The following is a 21,420-nucleotide window of genomic DNA, read 5'->3' as shown; positions in this document are numbered from 1 at the left end:
CGCACCAGCCACTACAAACGACGAGGACACAGCCCATAGAACTGCCCAACCATCAGCACAAACACCGTTACAGTACTAGCTTGTTTTTTAAGATCCAGTCTCGAATGTGCTTCGAACTTGATCAGCGTTTTCGCAGTTCAGCGGACGTGAAGGCGGCCTTCGGCTGATCATGTGCTCCGACCAAGGAACGCACACACTCAGCACGAAGGCCGTAAGGATGAGTCTGTCGCACCACGCCGTTGAACATGGGCAGTTCGCAGAACTGTCACGCTTCCGAGGCGAGTTCTACTCCTGTCTGACCAGGCGTGCGGACGCCCTGTTCGAGTTGGTCGATGCCGTGCTGTGTGCGGACGGTCCGGTCCGTTCTCTGGTTGAACTGTCGCTGGTGGGGGAACATCGCCGCGGGCACGGTGGCCTCTACGACGCCTTGGCCGCGGGCCGGATGGACATCAGCCGGCTGCGGCGAGCAGTGGCCGCAGTACCTCTGCCACGGGCTGCGGACGGCCGACTTGTGCTGGCCGCTGACATCACTTGCTGGCTGCGGCCTGATGCACACACCTCACCGCAGCGGATCCTGTGCCACACCTACGGCCGCGGCAAAGACCAACACATTCCCGTTCCGGGCTGGCCGTACTCGGTGATCTGCGCACTGGAGACGGGCCGCAGCTCGTGGACCGCGCCGCTGGACGCGCTCCGACTGGCGCCGGGCGACGACGCCGCCACCGCCACCGCCAGGCAGATGCGCGAGTTGGTCGGCCGGCTGATGGAGGCGAGGCAGTGGAAGGACGGCGACCCGGAGATCCTCATAGTGGTGGATGCCGGATACGACGTGCCCCGCCTGGCATTCCTGCTCAAGGATCTGCCGGTGCAGGTGCTGGGCCGGATGCGTTCGGATCGTGTCCTGCGTCGGTCCGCTCCACCGCGAAAGCCCCATACGATGGGCCGCCCGCCGCGTCACGGCGGCGAGTTCGCCTTCAGCGACCGGTCCACCTGGGACATCCCGGACGCGCAGACCGTCACGCAGACCCGTCTGTATGGCACCGCCACTGCCCAGGCATGGGACCGCCTCCACCCGCGGCTGACACACCGTTCCGCCTGGGTCGCCGAACTGGGAACCCTCCCGGTCATCGAGGGAACTGTGATCCACCTGCAGGTCGAGCACTTGCCCAGCGGCGCCATCCCGAAACCGGTGTGGCTGTGGTGGTCGGGCACCGACGCCACCCCCACTCAGGTCGACCTGCTCTGGCAGGTCTTCCTGCGACGCTTCGACATCGAGCACACCTTCCGGCTGTTCAAGCAGACCCTCGGCTGGACCCGCCCCAAGATCCGCACTCCCGAAGCCGCCGACCGGTGGACCTGGCTCATCCTCGCCGCATACACCCAACTACCTCTGGCCCGGCCACTGGCGGCCGACCTGCGGCGGCCCTGGGAACGACCAGCAGAGCCCCACAAACTCACCCCAGCCCGAGTCCGCCGCGACTTCAGGCACCTCCGCCCGAAGACCCTCTGCCCCGCCGAAGCACCGAAACCCTCCCGCCCCGGCCCAGGCCGACCACCCGGCCGCAAGAACACCCACCCCACACCGCGCCACGACGTCCACACAGTCCGCAAAACAGACACAACGAAACGACGAACGAAGAATGCAACAACCCCACGACCCCGCCGCAAAGGTTAAAGATCAAGCTAGGCCAGGACGACGACGCTGAGCTGCTGCCGACCGCTCCCTGCTCCTCGACAGGTGCACGGAGCAGGCGGCGGGGGCCGCCCCCCTCACGAAAGCAGGGGACTGTAAATAGTTCTATTTACAGTCCCGCGAAGAACTCGAAGAGGCCCACGTACATCGTGGTCTCGCTGCCGATCGTCTTGAGCCTGCCCCTGATGGTGCACCCGGTCCTCGCCAAGGTCCGCCCGTCGTCCGTGCTGTCCGGTGCGGAGCCCGCACCGCTGGACATCGTGTCGGAGAGATTGCGTTTTCTCTTGCGGAGCAGGTCCGGCACCCACTCCGTCAGTGCGGGATCCATCGGCGGGCAGCCTCTTCTGTCTGGACCTTTTGGCAGAGTGTTGCGGGACGCATACCGGTGTATCCGCGGTCCGTCCCGCAAGCGATCGGCGGGATCAGATCCGGTCGGCGGCAATCAGCAGGTACTGGAAGCTGCCGTTCTTGTACGCGGTCAGGAACGTGTCTTCGATGCCGGTGACCAGGGAGGACTTGGCGCGCAGCTCCCAGTACGGGATGGTCGCCGCGGTGAGGTCCACCACGCTGATGGGCACGAGCCGGTTGTTCGCCATCTCCTTGAAATAGGCGGAGCGGGGGTGGATGTCGCAGATGTAGTGGGCGTTGATCGTCGAGACCTCGCGGGACGGCAGCCCGTAGGTGTCGTTGTAGCAGCCGGTGATGGTGACGTACCGGCCGCCGCGTGCGAGGAGGCGGGCGTATTCGGCGAACAGTGTCGAGAGGTCGACGTACATCGTGGATTCGTTGTTCCAGATGCCGCGGAACGAGCCGGTCTCGAAGCCGGTGTCGAGCATGTTCTTGAGATGGAAGCGCACCTTGTCGTCCACACCGCGCTTCTTGGCCTGCGCGGTGGCGAAGGCCACCTGGGTCTCGGAGATGGAGATTCCGTCGGTGTGGCAGTTGAACCGCTTGTTGGCGACCAGGCTGCCGCCGCCCCGGCCGCAGCCGGAGTCCAGGAGACGGTCGTCGGGGGCGACGGCGCCGAGGTGGTCGGCCAGGAAGTCAGCCTGGGCGCACTCCAGGCGGTGCAGTTCGGCGATGATGCGCTCGTCGCGGGTGTCCTCGGGTCCCTGCAGGACCGACCAGTCGACGTCGCCGATGCCGTAGTGGTGATGGTAGAGGCCGTCGACCTCGCCCAGCCGAAGGTTGACGGGGTTCTTCTCGCGGTTCCAGTAGTCGGCCACCGACTCCTGGTAGGGGCTGATGGCCGGGGCTGCTGCCGCGCTGACGCGGTGCGCCGTGGTGGTCATGCGGTTGCCTTCTCTCACCAGTAGTTGGGCAGGGAGTAGCGGTAGGTATTGGTGTGGTGCCATTCGTGGTTGCCGGCGACCCAGGCCATGAGGCCGGTGGTGTAGCGGGCCAGAAGCGGGTTCTCGGCGGCCAGGGCGGCGGATTCGTCCTCGAAGGCGTGCATGACCTCGTTGTGGACGTCGACGGCCTTCAGATAGGCGTGCTTGAGGCCGCGGCGTTCCTCGGCGGCGATCACCACGGGGAGGTTGAGATGGTGCTCGTCGTTGGCCATCTCCTTGGTGAAGGAGTACAGGTCGTTGACGAGCGTGGTGGCGTTGCCGGCCAGCGCGGTGACGCGCTGGACGTCGGGACGGGAGTAGAGCTGCTCGGGCAGCTCGTAGCCGTCCACGGAGTCCACGAGGGACAGGCAGGGGCGGAAGTTATTGAACTGCCGCATCACCAGGTACTGCCACACCGGCGGGGTGGTACGGGTCTGCGCCCAGGCGCCCTCGCCGAGATAGCCCATGTGCAGGCGCGCCATGTCGTGGATGAAGCGCGCGACCTGACTGGGTGTGGCGATCTCCCGGAAGTCGCGGATCGCGCCGGCATACGAGCGCAGTGGAGCGTCCGCGCCCAGCCCCTCGCTCCACTGCTGCTGGTATTTCTCCGCGGTGTGCAGAGGGTCGAGCGCGCTCTGGGCAAGGATCAGCCGGCTGCCCAGGCCGATGGGGGACCCGCCGTAGTCCTCGCAGTAGCAGTCGTCGACGACGTTCTCCGCGACCAGCAGTTTGCCGGCGACGACCAGGCGCTCCAGGTCGGCCGCCGCCGGGTGTTGCAGGACGACCGCACGGCCGACCTGGAATCCGGCGAAGTCCCCGGCCCATTCAGGGGGAAACAGGGTGAGTTCACGGGCCCAGGCTTCGAGTCGGCGGTCCACCTCGGCGACCTTGGCCGGATCGGCCGGCACCGCGGGCAGGCAGTACAGGCCCGGAATCGGGTCACCGGCACGGGGCGGGGCCGCGGGGGCGGGAGCGGACCGGACATGGTCTGCGGGCGGCGGAAGGAGGGCCCTTGCCGCCGACGTGCCCAAGCCAGTCGGGCCGCCGGGAAGCCACGCCACCCGCTTCATCGACTGTGCGGGCCGCTCGGCCGCCGGTTCCGGCGGTGAGGCGAACGGATCCCGCTTCCCAGAGCGTGCCGGGTCGGACAGCAAGGCGCTCGCCAGGCCCGCCGCCTCATCGGCGGCCGGGGCGGTGAACACCCGGAACAGCGACGACACCGTCTCAGCCCTCCTTCACTCGCCGAACCGGGTGCTCAGCCACGCGGGCGTACCTCGACGTTCTCCAACAGTCCGATCGCGTCCGGGACAAGTACGGCAGCGGAGTAGTAGGTGCTGACCAGGTAGGAGATGATGGCCTTCTCGTCGATCCCCATGAATCGCGCGTTGAGTCCGGGCTCGACCTCGTCGGGCAGCCCGGTCTGGTGAAGGCCGATGACGCCTTGGTTGTCCTCGCCGGTGCGCATGGCGATGATCGACGAGGTCTGGTGTTCCGAGATCGGAATCTTGCCGCACGGCAGGATCGGCACGCCCCGCCAGGCGGGAATGTGGTGGCCGTCGACATCGACGCTGCTGAGGGAGATGCCCAGCTTGTTGCACTGCTTGCCGAAGGCGGCGATGGCGCGCGGGTGGGCGAAGAGGTACTTGGTCCCACGGCGCATGCTGATCAGGTCGTCGAGGTCGTCCGGGGTGGGCGGGCCGGATTGGGTGGGGATGCGCTGGTCGAAGTCGGTGTTGTTGAGCAGCCCGAAGTCCGGGTTGTTGACCAGCTCCTTCTCCTGACGCTCGCGCAGCGCCTCGATGGTGAGTCGCAACTGCTGCTGTGTCTGGTTCATCGGTTGGTTGTAGAGGTCGGCGACCCGGCTGTGCACCTTCAGCACCGTCTGGGCCACACTCAACTCGTACTCACGCGGCTGGAGTTCGTAGTCCACGAACGTGGTCGGCAGGGTCGGCTCGCCCTCGTGGCTGGACAGGAACTCGATCGCGGCCTCACCGGCCTTGTTCGTCGGCTTGTGCCCATTGGCGCTGAGCTGCTGCACGTGCGACCGGAGCGCCTCGCACTGGCCGGCGACCGCCTTGTACGCGCTGTGCGGCAGAGCCAGGACCGTCGTCGCGGTCACCGCACGGGCCGTGAAATCCCACTTGCCGTCCGCCCCCGCCAGCACCTTGCCGCCGAAACTGTCGCCGTCCGACAGCCGCCCCACGACGGCCTCGCCCTCGTACTTCGCGGGCCTGACCTGTTCCACCTTGCCGTGCGCGACCAGGAAGACGTGATCGGCCTTCCGGCCCTGCTGCACGATGACCTGACCGGGGTCGTATTCCTTCTGGACGAACTTGTCGGCCAGCGCACCCAACGCCGTGGAGTCGTCGAACCCGCGCAGCAACGGCAGTTCGGCCAGCTCCGCGGGAACGACACGAACCTTGGACCCGTTCTTGTCGAACGTCACCTTCCCGTCCCCGACGATGAACGACAGACGCCGGTTCACCCGGTAGGCACCGCCCGGCACCTCGACCCAGGGCAGCTTCCGCAGCAGCCACCGCGAGCTGATCCCCTGCATCTGGGGTTCGGACTTGGTGGTGGTCGCGAGGTTCCGCGCCGCCGCTGTGCTGAGGCTGAGCTGCTCCTGTGCGTGTTCCTGCGCGTTCGCGGACGTTGACGGGCGCGTCTCGACAGTCATGGACTACCTCTCCCCATTCGTGAGATGACCCGCCTGACGCCAGCAGGACAGACTTCGCCAAGGGACAGACGGGATCACTTTCCGTAGGCATTGGTAACGCATTGTGATGTCCGGGTGCGGCAGGCGCGCCCGTCCTTCCGGCATATGCTGCGCACCCCGCGCTCGCACGCCCCTGCCTTCGAATCCCCGCCGGTACGTCCGGGCAAGCCAGGCGTTAAGGAACAAGTGCGCCGGACCCGGCGACGGCCGCTCTTGTATCCACGTTCACACGCGGGTGGCGATACGCTCGCTGAGTTCCTGGGCGGCCGGGACGTCGTGGATGCTCGGCAGGCGGGCGGCAATGTTGGTCAGGCCGTCTTCGATACGGACGGACTGCACGCCGTCGGCGCAGTTGAGGATGTCGTGCCACGTGTTGAGGGCCTGGGCGGTGTTGCCCCGCTTGAGCTGAACGTGGCCGAGATCGGCGAGCACGATTGCGGTCCAGACCGTGGATGTCCAGGGCCAGATGCAGGTGTTCCTCGGGGCCCGTCTCCAACGCGGCCACGATCGAGTAGGGCCAGCCAGGCATCATCTGGTGCTTGACGTCGCCGCGGCCGTAGGTGTGGCAAAAGGAGCGGTCCGGGCAGGTCCCCGCATCCGACCGCAGCCATGGGGAGACATCCACTGCCAGGACCAGGCGGCCGTCGGCGGCTCTGGGCAACAGCAGCCCGGCCAGGGCTCGGCGGAGCCGGGCGATGTCGATGTGACCGTCGTTGAGGCCGCCCCGTATAACGAGCCGTGACCACGGCGGTGTTCAGGGGCCAGCGCAAGCTCGACGAGCGACCGGACGGTGCCGTCAGTGCACAACACGGCGTCGCACAACTCGAACAACGCGTCGCCCCACGCGGTCAGACACGCGTACAACTCCTTCCGGAAGCATGACACTTCCGCGAACGCATCCCGCAGGACCCGCTGATCCCCCACACTATCCGGACGCGCCACCCGCCGAGTTCGGTGCGGTATGGCGGACAGCGGCGGACAACGCCTGCATCCGCGCCTTCGTCGCCGCGGCCGCTGCCCTGGTGCGTACGGAAGGCGGCCCCGCACAGGTCTGTGGAGCCTGCCGAGCCGACGCCATCAGCCCCCCACCTCGCTGAACGCGCGGCGGATCGTCCGGCGTCCACGGACGCGGACACTGCTGGATCGTTCTCGCCATGCGTCAGACTGCGATCGAGTGGCCGTCAGGAGCGGCCGCGGTCGGGTGAGTTCCGAGGAGGGCGCGGTATGGATGTGTCGCCGGTCGGGGTGTGGAGTACGGCGTTCACTCACGGTGAGCCCGATCGAGCGCGGGTGGCGGCCTGCGAACTGGAGGAGCTCGGCTACGGCACACTGTGGCTGGGCGGCGTTCCCGGCGGCAACCCGAGCGGGGACCTGCGCAGCAGTCTCAACCTCCTCACGGCAACCCGGCACGTGGTCGTCGCCCCGTCCTGTGTCTCCATTTGGAGCCTTCCGCCCGGTCGGCTCGCCTTTGCCTACCGTGGGCTTCCCGCAGCGTATCGGCGACGGACACTGGTGGGCCTGGCCGTCAGTCACGCGGAGATCGCCGCGGCCTACCGGCGCCCCTACACGGCGATGTCCGCCTACCTCGACGCGCTGGACACCTCCGCCGGTTCGCTGCCGAAGGCCGCGCGCATCCTGGGCGCGCACCGGCCCCTGATGACCCGGCTCGCCGCCGACCGGGCCGCTGGTGTGCAGCCCTACCTGGTCCCGCCGTCGCACACCGCCCGGGTACGCGCTGCGCTGGGGGCGGGGCCGCTCCTCGCGCCGGTGCTGACGTCCGTGGTGGACAACGACCCGGTCACCGCCCGTGCCACGGCGCGGCGGGCAATCAGCCCCTATCTCGCGAAGACCAACTACGTACGCACCTGGTTGGAAGGCGGGTTCACCCGGGACGACCTTGCCGACGGTGGCAGCGACCGCTTCGTCGACTCGCTGGTGGTGTGGGGGTCCGCCGACGTCGTCGCGCGGCGTGTCCTGGCACATCTGGAGGCGGGCGCGGACCACGTCGCCCTCCAGATCGTCACCGACACTCCGCATGCCTTCCCCCTCACCGCGTGGCGTGCCGTGGCCGAACGCCTGCCCCATGCCTAGAACTGCCCGGCGTTGGGCGAAGCCCCCGCACCAGCCCGGCAGTACGTTCCAAACTGTTCGTTGCGGCTGGGAAGTCGCACGTTCGGGCAGCAGGGGTCAGCCGGGCGGGAGATGGAACAGCTCACGGACACGGCCGATAAGGAGCGGGGTTCCGAGAACCGTGACGAGACCGCCGGCCCCGACGAGTTCGGTGGCGTGGCGGACGGCGTCAGCGGTCTCCTGCCGTACGTACAGTTCTCGGCGCGTCGCCAAGGCGGTGCGCATCGCGTCCGGGGCCGCTTCGTTGGGGTGCCCGACCCGGGTCAGTACCACTGGCCAGTCAGCGGGCAGCGGCTCAAGCATGGTTGCCACCTTCTTGTACTGGAGGGTGCCGAAGACGAGGGCCGTGCGCTCAGCGGCGCGGGATTCTCGCAGGATTTCCGGGGCCACGGTGGCTGCACCCTGGTGGTTGTCGGCAACGTCGAGCAGCAGGCGGCCGGTCCAGGAGCCGAGGCGGGCCGGTGCCAGCAGTTCGAGGCGGCCGGGCCAGCGGGTCGCGGCAAGGCCGCCGCGCAGCGCCTCCTCCGAGATGCCTCGGATCAGTCCTCGTTCGGCCAGCGAGTCGATGCCGGCTACAGCAAGAGCCAGATTGTGATGCTGGTGTTCTCCGCGGAGCGGACAGGGCAATTCCCGGTGGACGGCATGTGGGGTAACGACGTCCAGCACGGTGCGACCATCGCGGGCCATGCGTGGCCGGTAGCGGACTTCCTGGTGGATGCGCCAGACGGTCAGCTCCGTGTGGTTGCCGAGGACGACGTCTATGGCCTTGGCCGCCTCCTCGGGCAACTCGCCGAGCACGACATGGTCGCCGTCTCGCACGATGCCTGCCTTGTTCCGTGCGATCTCGCCCAGGGTGTTTCCCAGCAGATGCTCGTGGTCCAGTCCCACTCCGGTGATGACCTTCACTCCGGGGTTGAAGCAGTTGACCGCGGTGCGCTGGCCGCCGATGCTCGCTTCCATGACGGCCAAGTCGACTTCCGGGCGGGCGAAATGAACCGCGGCTGCGGCTGCATGCACTGCTCCTGCATTGACCGAAAGGCCCGTGCTCCTCAGGGTGTCGTCGACCTTCGCGAAGGCTCGGTGACATGCGGTGGGAGAGACGGGCACTCCGTTGATGCGGATGCGTTCGGTGACCTGCTGCAGGTGCGGGCTGGGCATGCTTCCGATCCGCAGCCCGGTCGCGGCCAACGCTGAGACGGCGAACGCGCAGGTCGATCCCTTCCCGTTGGTGCCGACGACGGTCATGCCCCGCAGGTTGCGTCCCGGGTCACCGAGTGCTTCGAGAAGTTGCGGCATCGCACCGGTGCCCGCTCCGTTGAACTGATGTCGACCGATGATCTCTTCACAGGCCAGTTCTTCTCTTGTTGCCAACTGTGCCACCTCGCAACCAGTGTGGGGAGGGGGATGAATGCGTGCTCGCAGTGTGGTCAACCGGCTTTGTCTTCAGGATGGCCCGAGCGAGAGCTACCACCTCCCACGTGTCGCAGTCGATAGACACTCCGCCGACATCAGGCACGTACCGCAGGGCAAGAGAATGGGTCAGTACACGGATCGGCAGGCCCGTCAACACTCCGTGCCGAGCGAGGGTCAGCGCAAGACCTCGTCGCACAGCTGCGGTCCGGTACGCGGCGAACAGCGGATTGTCCCGGCCCTGTGTCTCCAGCATGACCGCGCCCTCGGTCCCGGAACCGGCCGCCTGACGCAGCAACTCCGTGACCGTCTCCTGCCGTACGAAGGGAAGATCCGCAGCCAGAACCACCACGAACGGCGCACACACCCGGCTCACTCCCGCAGCCAGCGCCGCGAGCGGCCCGCCGTGCACCGGACTCTCCTGCACATGATGTACGGGGCGGACGGTGGACCGGTGCGGGCCCACCACAATCGTCCTCCCCGCCCCGACACATGCCTGAAGTGCCCGATCGAGCAACGACATGCCACCAACGGACACCATCGGCTTGTCCGTTCCGCCCAAACGCCGGGCTCGCCCTCCCGCCAGCACCACCGCGTCGTAGCACTCACCTGTGTCGTCTGCGGACATCTCCTCACTGCCATCGAGGAGGGAACTCCTTGCTGCCCTGTCGTCACAACGCACACCAGCCCCATTCCGCCTTGCCTGGATACGCGAAGGCGTAATTGTCGTTCGGAGACTCGAAGGCTCGGCTCAGGGAAGGATCGGGCCTGCGAGGTGGAGATTCCACCTGTTCCAGGCCAATCTCGACAGCCCCGGCGCACCGGTGCACGCAGCCTTCGAGGCAAGCCCGACCTCAGCCTGAAGATTGCGACTACTGCAGCACACTGCGTAACCAGCGCACTGAACGGTTCACTGCGCTACTGAAGTACCACCTGAACTCTTTCGTGCGCTACTGAACTATTCACTGCTGTTCAACAACTCCCGAGCAAGGTCCGGGCACGGCTGGTCCACTCGGCTGCCATCGACACATTGAAGCTCCGCCATCTTGAAGTGGCTGGTCAGCGGGGTGGCGTGACCTCGTTTCGGGGTGCTCGTGCCGGTCGTGGGCGGCAGTCTGTGTTGCAGATCGTCCGGCGGGGTGGTTTGCCGATGAGTTCACCTTCCTCGCACGGTCTACCAAGCGACACGTCCGTTCTCGACAGGAGTGCCACGTCCACCATCCAGCCAGTGATCGTGACTGCCGACCAGGACGTTCTACTCGGCTTCTATACGGAATAGTTCGGCGCTGAGGAGATCTTCCGGGTGCCGGCGGAAGGCCCGGTCTTCTATCTCGGCTCGTTCGGCAAGAAGAGCGACACCGTGAAAGCTGTGAATTCCGAAGCCAAGCGACCGGCCAACGGCGACGAGGTAACCAGCAACCACCGCCAACAGGCCGCAGGACGTAAGGCCCTGCTGAAGGAAGTTCCGGGAGACACTCGCCGGAAGGGTCGGGGCGAGTACACGCGCGACGAAGCCGCGCAGCGGCACGGGAAGTAACCACCAGCTCACCAAGGATGGCGGATAACGCCCCTTAAATCTCCGCCCCCGTCGAGAACAATCGAATTCCCCCGAGTCGTGAGCCTCGGCGGGGCGGGCAAGAACCCCGGCCACCTAATGGCAGGGCACCAAAGCCCACCTAGAAGCAAGGAGGAGACAAGATGCAGTGTGTACCACCCCGGCCCGACGGCCACACAGCCGAGGTTGACCCGCCTCTGATTCCGACATCTGGCCCGGCATGTCCGGTGTGCGGCTCGGGTAACACCTACACCGAAACCGACGAAAACATGGTCACCTGGACAGTTTGCCAGGAACCCAGTTGCGGAGCGCGCTCCTGCTGACCCGCCCGCAACCCGTGGGGCATGGGCGCGGATTCAGGCTGTTCGATTCAATCACCCCCTAGACTCGGCTACGGTGAGTGCATGAGCAGTCACGACGGTGATCACATTCATCGCATCCTCAAGTCTGCAACCAAGAGTTGGTGCAACGGCGAGCCCGTTGCGTGTGACCGATGTGGCGACCCGCTGATGTTCACCGGGCAGGAACGCGGTGGGACCCCATCCATGGTGGTCGTTACGAGCCACTGCCAGAACGACTCATGCCCGGCAAGTGCCTTCAACGACCACAGTAGATAAGGGGAGTAGTAGCTGACCCCTCCTGGGAGCCATCCAGGCGGGGCTTCGCGTTTTCTCCGCCGAGTGGGGCGGGAGTCTGGTGAACTTCCCGCAGGTCAAGGGGTATCACTGCTAAGCCGTTGCTCTGGTTGTCCAACCATGGGTGTGCGCGTCCCAAAGGCCGGGCAGCACGGTCCTCGCCGAGGCGTCCACCCGACGGGCGGTACCGGCACGGGACGCCCGGTGCGGCTTCACGGCCGTGATCCGCCCCCCGCCCGGCACACACCACACACCCACGAACCCGCCGGAACAAACGACAAAAGATCACAGACACCCCGCACGAAATCCCGACCAACGCCAGACAACCCACCGAACCAGTCACCCCAAGCAGCGAGAACGCATGGACGGCATGACTGCCTGGGCGTCAGGTCCGCTTGGATCAGAGATCACGGGCTTGTTTCCTTACCCGCACGGCCCCGAACTTCTCTTGTCCGTCCCCGGGAGGGGAAGCTCTGCGTGATGATCGGGGCCGTGCTGTCCGGTGCGGCAAGGGCGCGTCCCGCGTTACCGCACACCACCGGTCTGTTCGTCGTCAGCCGCTGGGGTGGTGACGGCGTGGTTCGGTATGCGCGGTGCAGAACTGTCGTGCTGCGGCGATGTCGACGGAAGCGGCGCCGCTGCGGGGCGCCGGGCAGCCAGTGCGGCTCCGGCCAGGATCAGCACGGTGCCGGCGATCGTGCGTGCGGTGACCGGTTCGCAGAGCAGGAGCAGGCCGGAAGCGACCGCGACGAGCGGGGCGACGTAGGTGATGAACGCCGCGCGGGCCGGGCCCTCGGTGGCGATCAGGGCGAAGAACGCGGTGAAGCCGCCCGCGGTACAGGCGACGCCCAGGCCGAGGACCGCGAGCAGGACCCGAGTGGTGACTTGGGGGGCCGGTTCGGTGATCGCGGCAACCGCAAGCAGCGGGCCGACGGCCAGCACCAGCATGCCTGCGCTGACGGCGAGGGGCGCCACGTCGAGGAAGAGCCGGTGCATCAGCACCGCGCCCACCGCGTAGCAGGCCGCGGCGGCAACCACCAGCACGGCGCCGGCGCCTGCTCCGGCCACTCCGAGCAGGACGACGACACCGAGGAAGCCGAGCGCCACACCGACCCAGGCCCCGCGCGCCAGCGGCTCACGCTTCCCCCAGAACAGGCCCAGGGCCAGGATGAACAGCGGCTCCGTGGCGATCAGTACCCCTACGAGCCCGGACGGCACGGTGCGCTCACCGACCGCGATGAGCACGAACGGCATCACTACCTCCACCACGGCGAGCAGCAGCAACGGACGCCATCGCTCGCGCAGCAGCTGGGACAGTCCGCGTCGCCATGCCACCGGCAGCAGGACCAGAGCCCCCAGCGCGACACGCCCCGCCACCACGCTCACCGGCCCCATACCTTCCAGCGCCACGCTGATCAGGAGGTAGGGCACGCCCCACAGCACAGAAGTGATCATGAACAACAACAGGCCACGGCGGCTCATCTGTACTCCACGGGGGCGAAGAGACGTGCCCGGATCTGGCACGCCCAGACCGTAGGCAAGGACCCTTGAGCCCTGGAATGCACACCATGCCCCTATGGCGACATGAAACTTGCCATCTGTTAAGTCCTGGAGTGTGATCACGGCATGGCGACACTCGACTCCACCGACTGGCAACTGCTTGGGCTGCTGCAAGAAGACGCCCGGCTCGGTTTCAGGGAACTCGCACGCCGGGTGGGGCTCAGCCCGCCGGCCGTGGCCGCCCGGGTCCGGCGCCTGGAAAGCCTCCAGGTGATCACCGGCTACAGCGCGCGCGTCGACCCGGCCAAGGCCGGCTGGCCCATCCAGGCATTCGTGGTGCTGTCCACCACGGGCGTGCGCCAGTCCCACCAGACCGGCCACATCGCCCAGGCCGCGCCGCACATCCTCGAAGACCACCGTGTCACCGGGACCGACGACCACATCCTGCGCGTGATCGCACACGAGATCGGGGCGCTGGAGCCGCTGATCGACCAGCTCAACGAGCTCGGCAAACCGGCGACGTCCTTCGTCCTCTCCTCACCCAAGGCATGGGCCCCTGTCCCCCCACCCACCACATCCGACTGACACCCTGCAGTCACGCGCCCGCACGCGTCCTGTCCCGCTCGTGGTCACCGGACGGTTCACGAGGGCCCGCCCGACGAACCGGGACGCGACCGTCTTTCGTACGGCGATCACGGACGCCGTCGTGGCCAGGTCGACTCACTCGCCTCCAGCCGGAGTCTGCACCGCCCGTCCACAACCTCCCGAGACAGAACATCTAGGGCCCTCGACGCGGGCCCACACGGCATCAAGCCCAGGTCAGGTAGCGCCCAGCCCCATGCAGCCACCGGCCACAGGCCCAGCGCGGATTCTGCCCTCAGAAGTCGTAGCAGACGTAGGCGCCCTCGGGACCGCGGGCGATCCGGTCCGAGCCCCAGCAGTGGGGCATCGACCCAACGCGGTACAGGACGGCGTCACCGGCTAGCAGGACAAGGACGGCGAGCACGGCGGTCACGATCCGCATGGCCGTCATCCGCCGTACGAGCCACCAAGCCCCGGCGACCGCAAGCCCCCCAGCCCCAGCATGACCGCCGATATCGGGGCGGTGTTGTTCTGGATCCCCGGAAAAGCGGTCCGGGTCCGCGGCGTGTTGGACGGCGGCGAAGGCGAAGAAGAACAGCTGCCGCCGGTTCCCCGAGGAGCCCAGCCCGCTGGTGATCTTGCGTGGCCATCGCGGGGATGGAGAGGCAGCGTCGGCGGTGGTGGCTCTCCTGGCCCGCTCCCGACACGCCTCCGTACGGTCCCTGGAGTGATACGCCCGTCCCGGCGTCGACGCGGTCGCCCAGCACGTCGCCGAGCCGACCCCGCCGTTCCGTGGAACCGCTGACGGGCTACACGGTCATTCCGCGGCGGGCTTCACAGCCACCTTGGTTGGGCCCCAAGGGGAATGATCAACCCAAGGCTGTTCCTCACGACCGGCCGGGGTCGCCACCGACACTNCGTGGAACCGCTGACGGGCTACACGGTCATTCCGCGGCGGGCTTCACAGCCACCTTGGTTGGGCCCCAAGGGGAATGATCAACCCAAGGCTGTTCCTCACGACCGGCCGGGGTCGCCACCGACACTGCAGGTCAACGACAAGCTCAGACGGGCGCGGGACATTGCTGCGCCGAGACGGTCGACCGCGAGTGACGTAGGTGAGGGGTGAGGGTCTGGCGTTGTCGGCGCGAGCGTCGTAAGCGGGCCTCCCGGTCGCCGGTCAGGGCTGGATGTTCTCCAGGTCCTCCAGGAGACCGGGGTGTTTCGGCTCCCAGCCGAGGGTCTGCCGGGTATGGGCGCTGGACGAGGGCTGGTCGGTCGCGAAGATCTGGCCGAGAGGGCCGTACGTCTGCGATGGCACCGACTCGACCGGCAGGCCCAGCCGTCGGCCGATGACCGCGGCGATGTCCCGCACCTGGTCTGCCTCGTCGGCCACGGCGTGCCAGACGCTGCCGGCTTGTGCCTGTTCCAGGGCGAGTCGGAGGAGGACTGCCGCGTCGCGCGCGTGGACGGCCGGCCAGCGCTGTGTGCCGTCGCCCGGGTAGCCGGACACCCCGCTTCGGCGTGCGATGTCGGTCAGCAGGCCGGCGAACCCGCCCGTGCCCTGGTTGTGGACCGTGCGCGGCAGGCGTACGGCCGTGCTCCGGACCCCGCGCGCGGCTAGGCCCAGGACCGCTGTGACTGTGCGGCCGCGGCCGCCGACTGGTCCGTCGGTCGGCACCGGGTCGGCCTCGGTGGAGGCGCGGCCCGGGGCCTGGGGCGTACCCGAGACGGTCACGAAGGGGCGGTTGCTGCCGGCGAGTTCCTCGCCGAGGGCCACGAGGGCGGCGCTCTCCTCGGCGATGTTCTTCGCGAGGGCCTCGGGGCTGCTGAAGTCGTTGCCGAACGCCAGGTGGACGACCCCGTCGGCTTGGGTGACGCCGGCTCGCAGGACGTCCAGATCGGCGAGGGCTCCCCGCAGCGGCTCGGCGCCGGCCGCCTCGGCGGCGAGTGCGGACGCGTCGGAACGGGCGAGTGCGAGGACGGTGTGGCCGTTGCCGAGCAGTTCGGCGACGGCGGTGGATCCGATCAGACCGGTGGCACCGGTGACGAAGACACGCATGGAAAGCCTCCCCAAGTGATGGGACTCTTGTCCCGTCACACGGTACCAGGTGACGGGACAAGAGTCCCATCGCATATGCTGACCCCATGGGTAGGTGGGAACCAGGCGCACGCGAACGCCTCGTCGTGGCCGCATGCGACCTGTTCACCGAGCAGGGATACGACGCCACGACGGTCACGCAGATCGCCGAGCGGGCCGGGGTCACCAAGAGCACCTTCTTCCGACACTTCCCCGACAAGCGCGAGCTGCTGGTGGCCGGACAGGAGACGCTCAGCCGTCTGCTGACCGAGGGGATCGCCGAGGCCCCCGGCCGCGCCACCCCGCTAGAGGCGGTCGCCGCCGGTCTTGAGCGCGCGTCGAGCACGATGGGCCCCATGAACCGCGAGCTCGCCCCGCGCCTGAAAGCGGCCGTCGCCGCCAGCGCCGAGCTGCAAGAGCGTGACGCCCTCAAGACCGTCAGCCTCGCGGCCGCGATGACGGCCGCCCTGGTCGCCCGCGGCCTGCCCGACCCCACCGCGGCCCTCGCGAGCGAGCTGGGCGTCCTCGCCTTCAAGCGCGGGTTCGCCCAATGGTCCGAGGGCGACCGTGACGGCAAGGACGAACTCGCCGGATACGTCCTGGCGGCCCTGGACGAGCTGCGTGCAGTGAGCGCATCGCTGGGCTGATCGGACAGATCCACCCGCTCATCGGCTGATTGCGCATCAACCCGCCGCTCGCCAGACTCGCCGACGGACGCGGCTCCCCCGCAGCGTGCTCACGTACGGCTTCACTGGCGACCTCGCGTAATCGTGAGTCGCGTATTCCTCCGCCAGTGGGGGCCGTGCTCACTGTGAGTGTCCACCAGTTTCAGCCCCTTTCCCCTGCCGCGGGGCAGGTCGGCCGTTGCGCCCCGACCCGCCTGTCCGCGCTCCTCAACGGCATCGGTGTTCCCGGCTGCAGCCGCCCACGGCGCCGCCATCCGCCAACAGCTTCCGGAGATGCCCGCCCTTGGCAACGAGGTAGGCGGGCGTGGAGTCGATACGCGCAGGCGAGTCCACACCCAACGGTGATTCACTGGCCCGATGAGCGCGTTTGACGAGTACCTCACGGACTGGGAGTTCGGCGAGGACTGGCGGCCAGTGGTCGAGCACCTGGCGGCCCGCGTCACGAGCTGGCCCAGCGGGGCGCCGGAACCTGAAGACTTTTGCGTGGACTTCCCCGTCGACGTCCTATGGACAGACGGCCTGCTGGTCTGGACGAGCCTGGGAGACCCCGTGCGCAATGTGATCGGCACCTGCTTGGGCGGCCAGATCGACCGTACGGGTCTTCGCTGCGGCATCCTGAACCCCCCGGGAGACCATCTCGACTGCCGCTTCGTCCTTCTCGGCGAAGGAAGATCCCTATCTGATATGGCAGATGTACTTCTGGATTGGGTGGCCGCCGAGGCCGCACGTCTTTCGACCAGTCGACCGCAGGCCCTACGCGCGCCGAGATCCGTGCAACCGGAGGCGTGACCGGTCCCCTGCTCGCGTTCACCGTGAGTGGTCGCCGGGGGCATAGTGCCGCCAGATGCCTCCGGCCTCGGCTGCGAGTTGGGCGGTGGTGTCGTCGTGGTAGCCGAGCATGCGGGCGATCACAGGATCGGGAGCCTGGAGCACGAGGTGGCGGATCGCGGCCGCGCGTCCTCGCTGGATGGGAAATCCCAGGCGCCGGAGGCGGAGTTCGAGGGCCTCTGTGGTCATGGTTTGCCCTGCACGACGACCGGTAAAGAGCCATCGGGCGTCCGGGTTGGTTGCGGTCATGGTGTTCGGTCGCTGATCGAAGTGAGCCAGCAGCATCCCGGCGAAGGGCTCAGGGACGGGTGCGGGCGGATCACCGAGGCGGTTGATACTCATAGCTGCTGTTTATGCTGAATCGGTAGAGACCCACCGTAGGCAGTGCCCGAGCAGCCTGGTAGGGGACGCTAGCGAATGGAGCAATAAACGATGGCTATGGTCGATCGCCTGAATCTCGAAGGGCTCCGGTACGCACAGGCGGTCTGTGAGACCAAGTCGTTCAGCGCCGCCGCACGCGCCTACGGCGTCACCCAGCCCGCCCTGTCCAACGGCATCGCCAAGCTGGAGGAGCGCCTTGGCGACAAGCTCTTCGAACGCTCCCCCCGCGGGGTGACCCAGACCGCGTTCGGCGCCCGGATCCTGCCCCTGATCGAACGGGCCCTGGACGCGCTCGACGCCGTAGCGGCCGAAGCCCGACGCCTGACCGACCCCGGCGAGCAGAAGATCCGCATGGGCCTTTCCCCGCTGATCGGCTCCCACCTGGTCGCCCGAGCCTTCAGCATGGTCCAGGATCTGCCCACGCCCCGCGACCTCGTGCTGCGCGAGGCCAACATGCAGGAGCTGCGCGAATGCCTGCTGGCCGGCCAGCTCGACATCATCCTCATCCCCGCCGTGACCGCGATGCCGCGCTTCGAGCACCGGGTCATCGACGTCGAGCCGATCGTCGTCGTCAGCCCCGACACCGCCGCGGTAGCGGCTCCGCTCGAACTCGAAGAAGCCGGCAAGGAGTGCTTCATCCTCGTCCCCGACACCTGCGGCCTGACCACCTTCACCACACAGCTCTTCCAGGCGAACGAGATGCCACTTCGCACCTATCCGGGCGAGGCCGCCAGCTACCAGGTCCTGGAGGACTGGACGAAGCTGGGCCTGGGCTCGGCCATGGTCCCCCGCTCCAAGCTCACCTCGCCCGACGTGCCTCACCGGCCGTTGCTGAACGACGGACGCGAGGTCCAGATCTCCTTCGAAGCGGTCTGGAACGCCGACTCCCCGCTCGCCACGGACCTGCTTCACCTGGCCGACAGTCTCGCCGCAGCCCGCCACTAGCCATACGCACTGCTTATAGCCTGATTCAGTGAGATCCCCTACCGGACTCCTGCGTGGGTGCCTAACTTGGCTGGCAGGTAGCGGAAACCACCGCGCCGCACGATTCCTGTCGATCAATTGAGGCATAACCATGGCGTATCTTGAGATCACGCTGCAGGTCGCCCAGGCCCACCGCAGCGCGGCCGCGGGCGTATACGAGAAGTACAAGCAGCCGTTCCTGGACACCGTTCCCGGCGCCACCAGCAAGGAGCTTCTGGTCCACGACGAGGACGTCCAGGTCGTCCACGGCATTGAGACCGCAGCCGACGCCAAGGCGTACCTGGCGAGCGATCTGTTCACCCCCGACGAGGTCGGCGGCATGTCCCCGCTGCTGGAGGCGGCCCCCAAGGTGCGCCTCTACGACGCCGCCTGAAGGCGGTGCGTCATGCACGAGCTCACCGCACTGCTGCGCGAGTACGACCGCGCCCGCGCCTACACCGACGAGCTGTGGAAGGACCTCACCGCGAACGAGGTGACCTGGCGCCCACACGAGACCTCCAGCGCCATCGGCTGGCACCTCGGCCACCAGGCCCACGTCGCCCACTTCATGATCCGTAACCTCACCGCGGCCGAGCCCAGCCCCGCCCCGGAACTGGACCGCCTCATGGACTCGGCCAACCCGGAGAAGTTCCGCGGGGCGCTGCCGGCCGTCGAGCGGCTCACCGCTTTTCGCGACACCGTCGCCGAACGCGTCCACGCCCGCATCGGCAACATCGCCACCGGCAGGGTCGGCGCCCCCACCCAACTGACCATCGTCGCGAACCACCTGCTACTCGCGCTCATCAACCACGAGTACCAGCACGACCAGTGGATCAGCGAGGTCCGTGCCGACAAACTCGGCCACGCACTCCCGTCCGACCCGGAATCGCACTGGCTCAGCCGCGTCGACGGTTACCTCGTCTGCAACCCCTACACCTGACCCCCACCACCGGACACGCCCCCTTTCCCCGTCCGGCCAGTACACCCGAAACAGGAGCACCACATGTCCAGCACCACCCTCGACTTCACCGGGCACAAGGTCATCGTCATCGGCGGCACCAGCGGCATGGGCCAGGCCATTGCCCGCCATGTCCTCGATGCCGGCGGCACCGCCGTCGTCACCGGCCGCAGCCAGGCCAGCGCCGACCAGGCGGCGACTGCCCTGTCCGCCCACGGCAAGGCTGTCGGCTTGGCCGCCGACCTCACCGACCCGGCGGCCGGCGACCGTCTGCGCGCCGTCCTTACCAAGGAGCACGCCGACGCCACCCTGCTGGTCAACGCCGCCGGCGTCTTCGCCCCCACGCCGTTCCTGGAGCACACGGCCGCGGACTACGACCGTTACCAGGACCTCAACCGCGCCTTCTTCTTCCTCACCCAGACCGTCGTCGGCAACATGATCGAGCGCGGTGCGAAGGGTTCCATCGTCAACATCGGTTCCATGTGGGCGCACCAGGCCATCGCGGCCACCCCGTCGTCGGCGTACTCGATGGCCAAGGCGGGACTGCACTCGCTGACCCAGCACCTCGCGATGGAGCTGGCCTCACACGGCATCCGCGTCAACGCCGTCGCCCCCGCCGTCGTACGCACCCCGATCTACGAGGAGTTCATCCCCAAGTCGGACCTCGACTCCGCCCTCGACGGCTTCAACCCCTTCCACCCGATCGGCCGCACCGGCACCCCCGACGACGTCGCCGCCACCGTCGCCTTCCTGCTGTCGAACCAGACCGACTGGGTCACCGGCGCCATCTGGGACATCGACGGCGGTGTCATGGCCGGACGCAACTGACTCGCTCAACCCGCTCGGCACACAGCCCCCGGGCGGCGACGCCCGGGGACTTCCTTGCCCTGCGCACCCAACAGCATCGGTACGCAGACATCCTCCGGAGCTGGATCGCCCGGCCGCGCGCACTCCAGCTGGATGGAAACGGCACCGCCTGCGCAGGACTGCCCGCCCCTTGGTCAGGCGCGCCGAAGCGGTGCACCGCCTACACCTTCACGAAGGAACGCAATTCATGTCCGTCATCAATGACATCGACGTTCAGGCTCTTCAGGACACCACAGCCGCTGTCCGGGCCAACCCCCATCTCGGCCAGGCCACGTTCTCAGTCAACGGTTCCTGGCAGGGCGGCTGCCGGCTCACCACACAGACCGGCGCGCTGACCCAGGGAGGCGAGCGGGACGAGACACGCGTCGCGCGGTACGTGATGAGCAGCGACGAACCCACCGCGCTTTTGGGCACCGACTCCGCCGTCTCGCCCGCGGAGTATCTGCTGCAGGCGCTCGCCGGCTGCTACACCGTCACGCTTGCCGCCCTTGCCTCCGAGCGGGGCATCGAGCTCAATGCCTACCGCCTGGAGCTGGAAGGCGATATCGACCTCCAAGGCTTCCTCGGCGTCGACCCCACGATGCGCCCCGGCCTTCAGCAGGTTCGCGTCCGCCTCCACGTCGACGCCCCGAACACCCCCCGCGAGCAGCTCAACGAACTCATAGCCCTCGTCGAGAGCCGCTCACCCATCCGAGACACCCTGGTCAGCCCGGTCGACGTCGCCACCACCCTCGCCTGAGCACAAGCCGGACATCGCGCCACGGCCCCGCCCTACGCCGCCTCGAAGAGACACGTCCGGGCGGGGCCGTCCACACTCATTGAGCGGTGGGGTCTGCTGCAGGTTTGGGTGACAGGTTGACCTGCCCCACGGTTTGGGTTCCAGCTGCGGTGGCTAACTGGCGGCGTGGATGGTGTCTTGTGCGGAGAGTAGTTCGTACTCGATGGGGGTGCGGTAGCCGGGGGTGCGGTAGCCCAGTGCTGAATGTCGTCTCTTGCGGTTGTAGAAGATCTCGATGAACTCGAAGATCACGTTGGCCAGTTCGACCCGGGTCTTCCACCGCTTGCGGTTGAGCAACTCGATCTGCATCGAGGACCAGAACGACTCCAT

The 21,420-nt window shown here is 67.7% G+C and carries 22 protein-coding genes and 1 pseudogene; 11 read left to right on the top strand and 12 right to left on the bottom strand.

Annotated features, from left to right (window positions below; all coding sequences use genetic code 11):
* Positions 1 to 217: 217 nt before the first annotated feature.
* Complete coding sequence (locus ACO1BR_RS41455) at positions 218 to 1,675, top strand: NF041680 family putative transposase (RefSeq protein ID WP_426800294.1); 1,458 nt, start codon at positions 218 to 220, stop codon at positions 1,673 to 1,675.
* Positions 1,676 to 1,802: 127 nt separating this feature from the next.
* On the opposite strand, the gene ACO1BR_RS41450 is transcribed toward ACO1BR_RS41455, so the two are convergent.
* The 5 genes and pseudogenes from ACO1BR_RS41450 to ACO1BR_RS41430 all read right to left on the bottom strand — a co-directional run bounded on the left by ACO1BR_RS41450 (position 1,803) and on the right by ACO1BR_RS41430 (position 6,646).
* The gene (locus ACO1BR_RS41450; protein WP_426800293.1) at positions 1,803 to 2,021 is read right to left on the bottom strand and encodes a hypothetical protein; all 219 of its coding nucleotides are present in this window, start codon (positions 2,019 to 2,021) and stop codon (positions 1,803 to 1,805) included.
* 94 nt (positions 2,022 to 2,115) lie between these two features.
* The gene (locus ACO1BR_RS41445) at positions 2,116 to 2,985 is read right to left on the bottom strand and encodes a geranyl diphosphate 2-C-methyltransferase (protein WP_426800292.1); all 870 of its coding nucleotides are present in this window, start codon (positions 2,983 to 2,985) and stop codon (positions 2,116 to 2,118) included.
* Between the two features lie 14 nt (positions 2,986 to 2,999).
* Entirely contained in the window at positions 3,000 to 4,244 is a 1,245-nt protein-coding gene (locus ACO1BR_RS41440; RefSeq protein ID WP_426800291.1) for a family 2 encapsulin nanocompartment cargo protein terpene cyclase, read from the bottom strand.
* Positions 4,245 to 4,279: 35 nt separating this feature from the next.
* Positions 4,280 to 5,701, bottom strand: a complete 1,422-nt coding sequence (locus ACO1BR_RS41435) for a family 2B encapsulin nanocompartment shell protein (protein WP_426800290.1) — start codon at positions 5,699 to 5,701, stop codon at positions 4,280 to 4,282.
* A gap of 214 nt (positions 5,702 to 5,915) precedes the next feature.
* A pseudogene (locus ACO1BR_RS41430) lies at positions 5,916 to 6,646 on the bottom strand (transposase).
* A 318-nt stretch (positions 6,647 to 6,964) separates the two neighbouring features.
* Here ACO1BR_RS41430 and ACO1BR_RS41425 point away from each other — a divergent pair.
* A complete protein-coding gene (locus tag ACO1BR_RS41425; RefSeq protein ID WP_426800289.1) occupies positions 6,965 to 7,831 on the top strand; it encodes a TIGR03620 family F420-dependent LLM class oxidoreductase in 867 nt (288 codons plus the stop codon).
* 96 nt (positions 7,832 to 7,927) lie between these two features.
* On the opposite strand, the gene ACO1BR_RS41420 is transcribed toward ACO1BR_RS41425, so the two are convergent.
* Both ACO1BR_RS41420 and mobA read right to left on the bottom strand, forming a co-directional pair.
* Positions 7,928 to 9,241, bottom strand: coding sequence for a bifunctional folylpolyglutamate synthase/dihydrofolate synthase (locus ACO1BR_RS41420; RefSeq protein ID WP_426800288.1), 1,314 nt, complete (start codon positions 9,239 to 9,241; stop codon positions 7,928 to 7,930).
* Complete coding sequence (gene mobA / locus ACO1BR_RS41415; RefSeq protein WP_426800287.1) at positions 9,213 to 9,908, bottom strand: molybdenum cofactor guanylyltransferase; 696 nt, start codon at positions 9,906 to 9,908, stop codon at positions 9,213 to 9,215. Before mobA ends, ACO1BR_RS41420 begins: the two co-directional genes overlap by 29 nt.
* Positions 9,909 to 10,583: 675 nt before the next feature.
* Here mobA and ACO1BR_RS41410 point away from each other — a divergent pair.
* Complete coding sequence (locus tag ACO1BR_RS41410; RefSeq protein ID WP_426800286.1) at positions 10,584 to 10,817, top strand: hypothetical protein; 234 nt, start codon at positions 10,584 to 10,586, stop codon at positions 10,815 to 10,817.
* 1,178 nt (positions 10,818 to 11,995) lie between these two features.
* On the opposite strand, the gene ACO1BR_RS41405 is transcribed toward ACO1BR_RS41410, so the two are convergent.
* Positions 11,996 to 12,952, bottom strand: a complete 957-nt coding sequence (locus ACO1BR_RS41405) for a DMT family transporter (protein ID WP_426800285.1) — start codon at positions 12,950 to 12,952, stop codon at positions 11,996 to 11,998.
* Positions 12,953 to 13,096: 144 nt separating this feature from the next.
* Between ACO1BR_RS41405 and ACO1BR_RS41400 the strand changes: the two genes are divergently transcribed.
* The gene (locus ACO1BR_RS41400) at positions 13,097 to 13,555 is read left to right on the top strand and encodes an Lrp/AsnC family transcriptional regulator (protein ID WP_426800284.1); all 459 of its coding nucleotides are present in this window, start codon (positions 13,097 to 13,099) and stop codon (positions 13,553 to 13,555) included.
* A gap of 292 nt (positions 13,556 to 13,847) precedes the next feature.
* Here the strand turns inward: ACO1BR_RS41400 and ACO1BR_RS41395 are convergent, their stop codons facing one another.
* Both ACO1BR_RS41395 and ACO1BR_RS41390 read right to left on the bottom strand, forming a co-directional pair.
* Positions 13,848 to 13,994 (bottom strand): hypothetical protein, encoded by a 147-nt coding sequence (locus ACO1BR_RS41395; RefSeq protein WP_426800283.1) that lies wholly within the window; start codon positions 13,992 to 13,994, stop codon positions 13,848 to 13,850.
* A 735-nt stretch (positions 13,995 to 14,729) separates the two neighbouring features.
* Positions 14,730 to 15,611, bottom strand: a complete 882-nt coding sequence (locus tag ACO1BR_RS41390; protein ID WP_426800282.1) for an SDR family oxidoreductase — start codon at positions 15,609 to 15,611, stop codon at positions 14,730 to 14,732.
* Positions 15,612 to 15,697: 86 nt separating this feature from the next.
* On the opposite strand from ACO1BR_RS41390, the gene ACO1BR_RS41385 reads away from it, so the two are divergent.
* Both ACO1BR_RS41385 and ACO1BR_RS41380 read left to right on the top strand, forming a co-directional pair.
* Positions 15,698 to 16,276, top strand: coding sequence for a TetR/AcrR family transcriptional regulator (locus ACO1BR_RS41385; RefSeq protein ID WP_426800281.1), 579 nt, complete (start codon positions 15,698 to 15,700; stop codon positions 16,274 to 16,276).
* Between the two features lie 396 nt (positions 16,277 to 16,672).
* Complete coding sequence (locus ACO1BR_RS41380) at positions 16,673 to 17,104, top strand: hypothetical protein (protein ID WP_426800280.1); 432 nt, start codon at positions 16,673 to 16,675, stop codon at positions 17,102 to 17,104.
* Between the two features lie 18 nt (positions 17,105 to 17,122).
* Here the strand turns inward: ACO1BR_RS41380 and ACO1BR_RS41375 are convergent, their stop codons facing one another.
* Positions 17,123 to 17,332 carry a hypothetical protein gene (locus ACO1BR_RS41375; RefSeq protein ID WP_426800279.1) on the bottom strand — a complete coding sequence of 70 codons (210 nt, stop codon included), beginning with the start codon at positions 17,330 to 17,332 and terminating at the stop codon, positions 17,123 to 17,125.
* Positions 17,333 to 17,575: 243 nt separating this feature from the next.
* Between ACO1BR_RS41375 and ACO1BR_RS41370 the strand changes: the two genes are divergently transcribed.
* The 5 genes from ACO1BR_RS41370 to ACO1BR_RS41350 all read left to right on the top strand — a co-directional run bounded on the left by ACO1BR_RS41370 (position 17,576) and on the right by ACO1BR_RS41350 (position 21,051).
* Positions 17,576 to 18,469 (top strand): LysR family transcriptional regulator, encoded by an 894-nt coding sequence (locus tag ACO1BR_RS41370; RefSeq protein ID WP_426800278.1) that lies wholly within the window; start codon positions 17,576 to 17,578, stop codon positions 18,467 to 18,469.
* A gap of 130 nt (positions 18,470 to 18,599) precedes the next feature.
* Positions 18,600 to 18,881, top strand: a complete 282-nt coding sequence (locus ACO1BR_RS41365) for a hypothetical protein (protein WP_426800277.1) — start codon at positions 18,600 to 18,602, stop codon at positions 18,879 to 18,881.
* Between the two features lie 12 nt (positions 18,882 to 18,893).
* The gene (locus ACO1BR_RS41360) at positions 18,894 to 19,427 is read left to right on the top strand and encodes a DinB family protein (protein ID WP_426800276.1); all 534 of its coding nucleotides are present in this window, start codon (positions 18,894 to 18,896) and stop codon (positions 19,425 to 19,427) included.
* Positions 19,428 to 19,490: 63 nt separating this feature from the next.
* Positions 19,491 to 20,273: an SDR family NAD(P)-dependent oxidoreductase gene (locus tag ACO1BR_RS41355; RefSeq protein ID WP_426800275.1), complete on the top strand. Its 783-nt coding sequence runs from the start codon at positions 19,491 to 19,493 to the stop codon at positions 20,271 to 20,273.
* A gap of 226 nt (positions 20,274 to 20,499) precedes the next feature.
* On the top strand, positions 20,500 to 21,051 hold the full coding sequence (locus ACO1BR_RS41350) for an OsmC family protein (protein WP_426800274.1): 552 nt from the start codon (positions 20,500 to 20,502) through the stop codon (positions 21,049 to 21,051).
* A gap of 153 nt (positions 21,052 to 21,204) precedes the next feature.
* Here ACO1BR_RS41350 and ACO1BR_RS41345 read toward each other — a convergent pair.
* Positions 21,205 to 21,420, bottom strand: a 216-nt coding sequence (locus ACO1BR_RS41345) for an IS3 family transposase (protein WP_426800273.1), incomplete at its 5' end; no start/stop codon positions are given.

This window comes from Streptomyces sp. YGL11-2 (genome assembly GCF_050054615.1).
Lineage (GTDB): Bacteria > Actinomycetota > Actinomycetes > Streptomycetales > Streptomycetaceae > Streptomyces.
The sequence above is the reverse complement of the archived record's forward strand: the minus strand, read 5'-3'. Positions and strand labels throughout refer to the sequence as shown.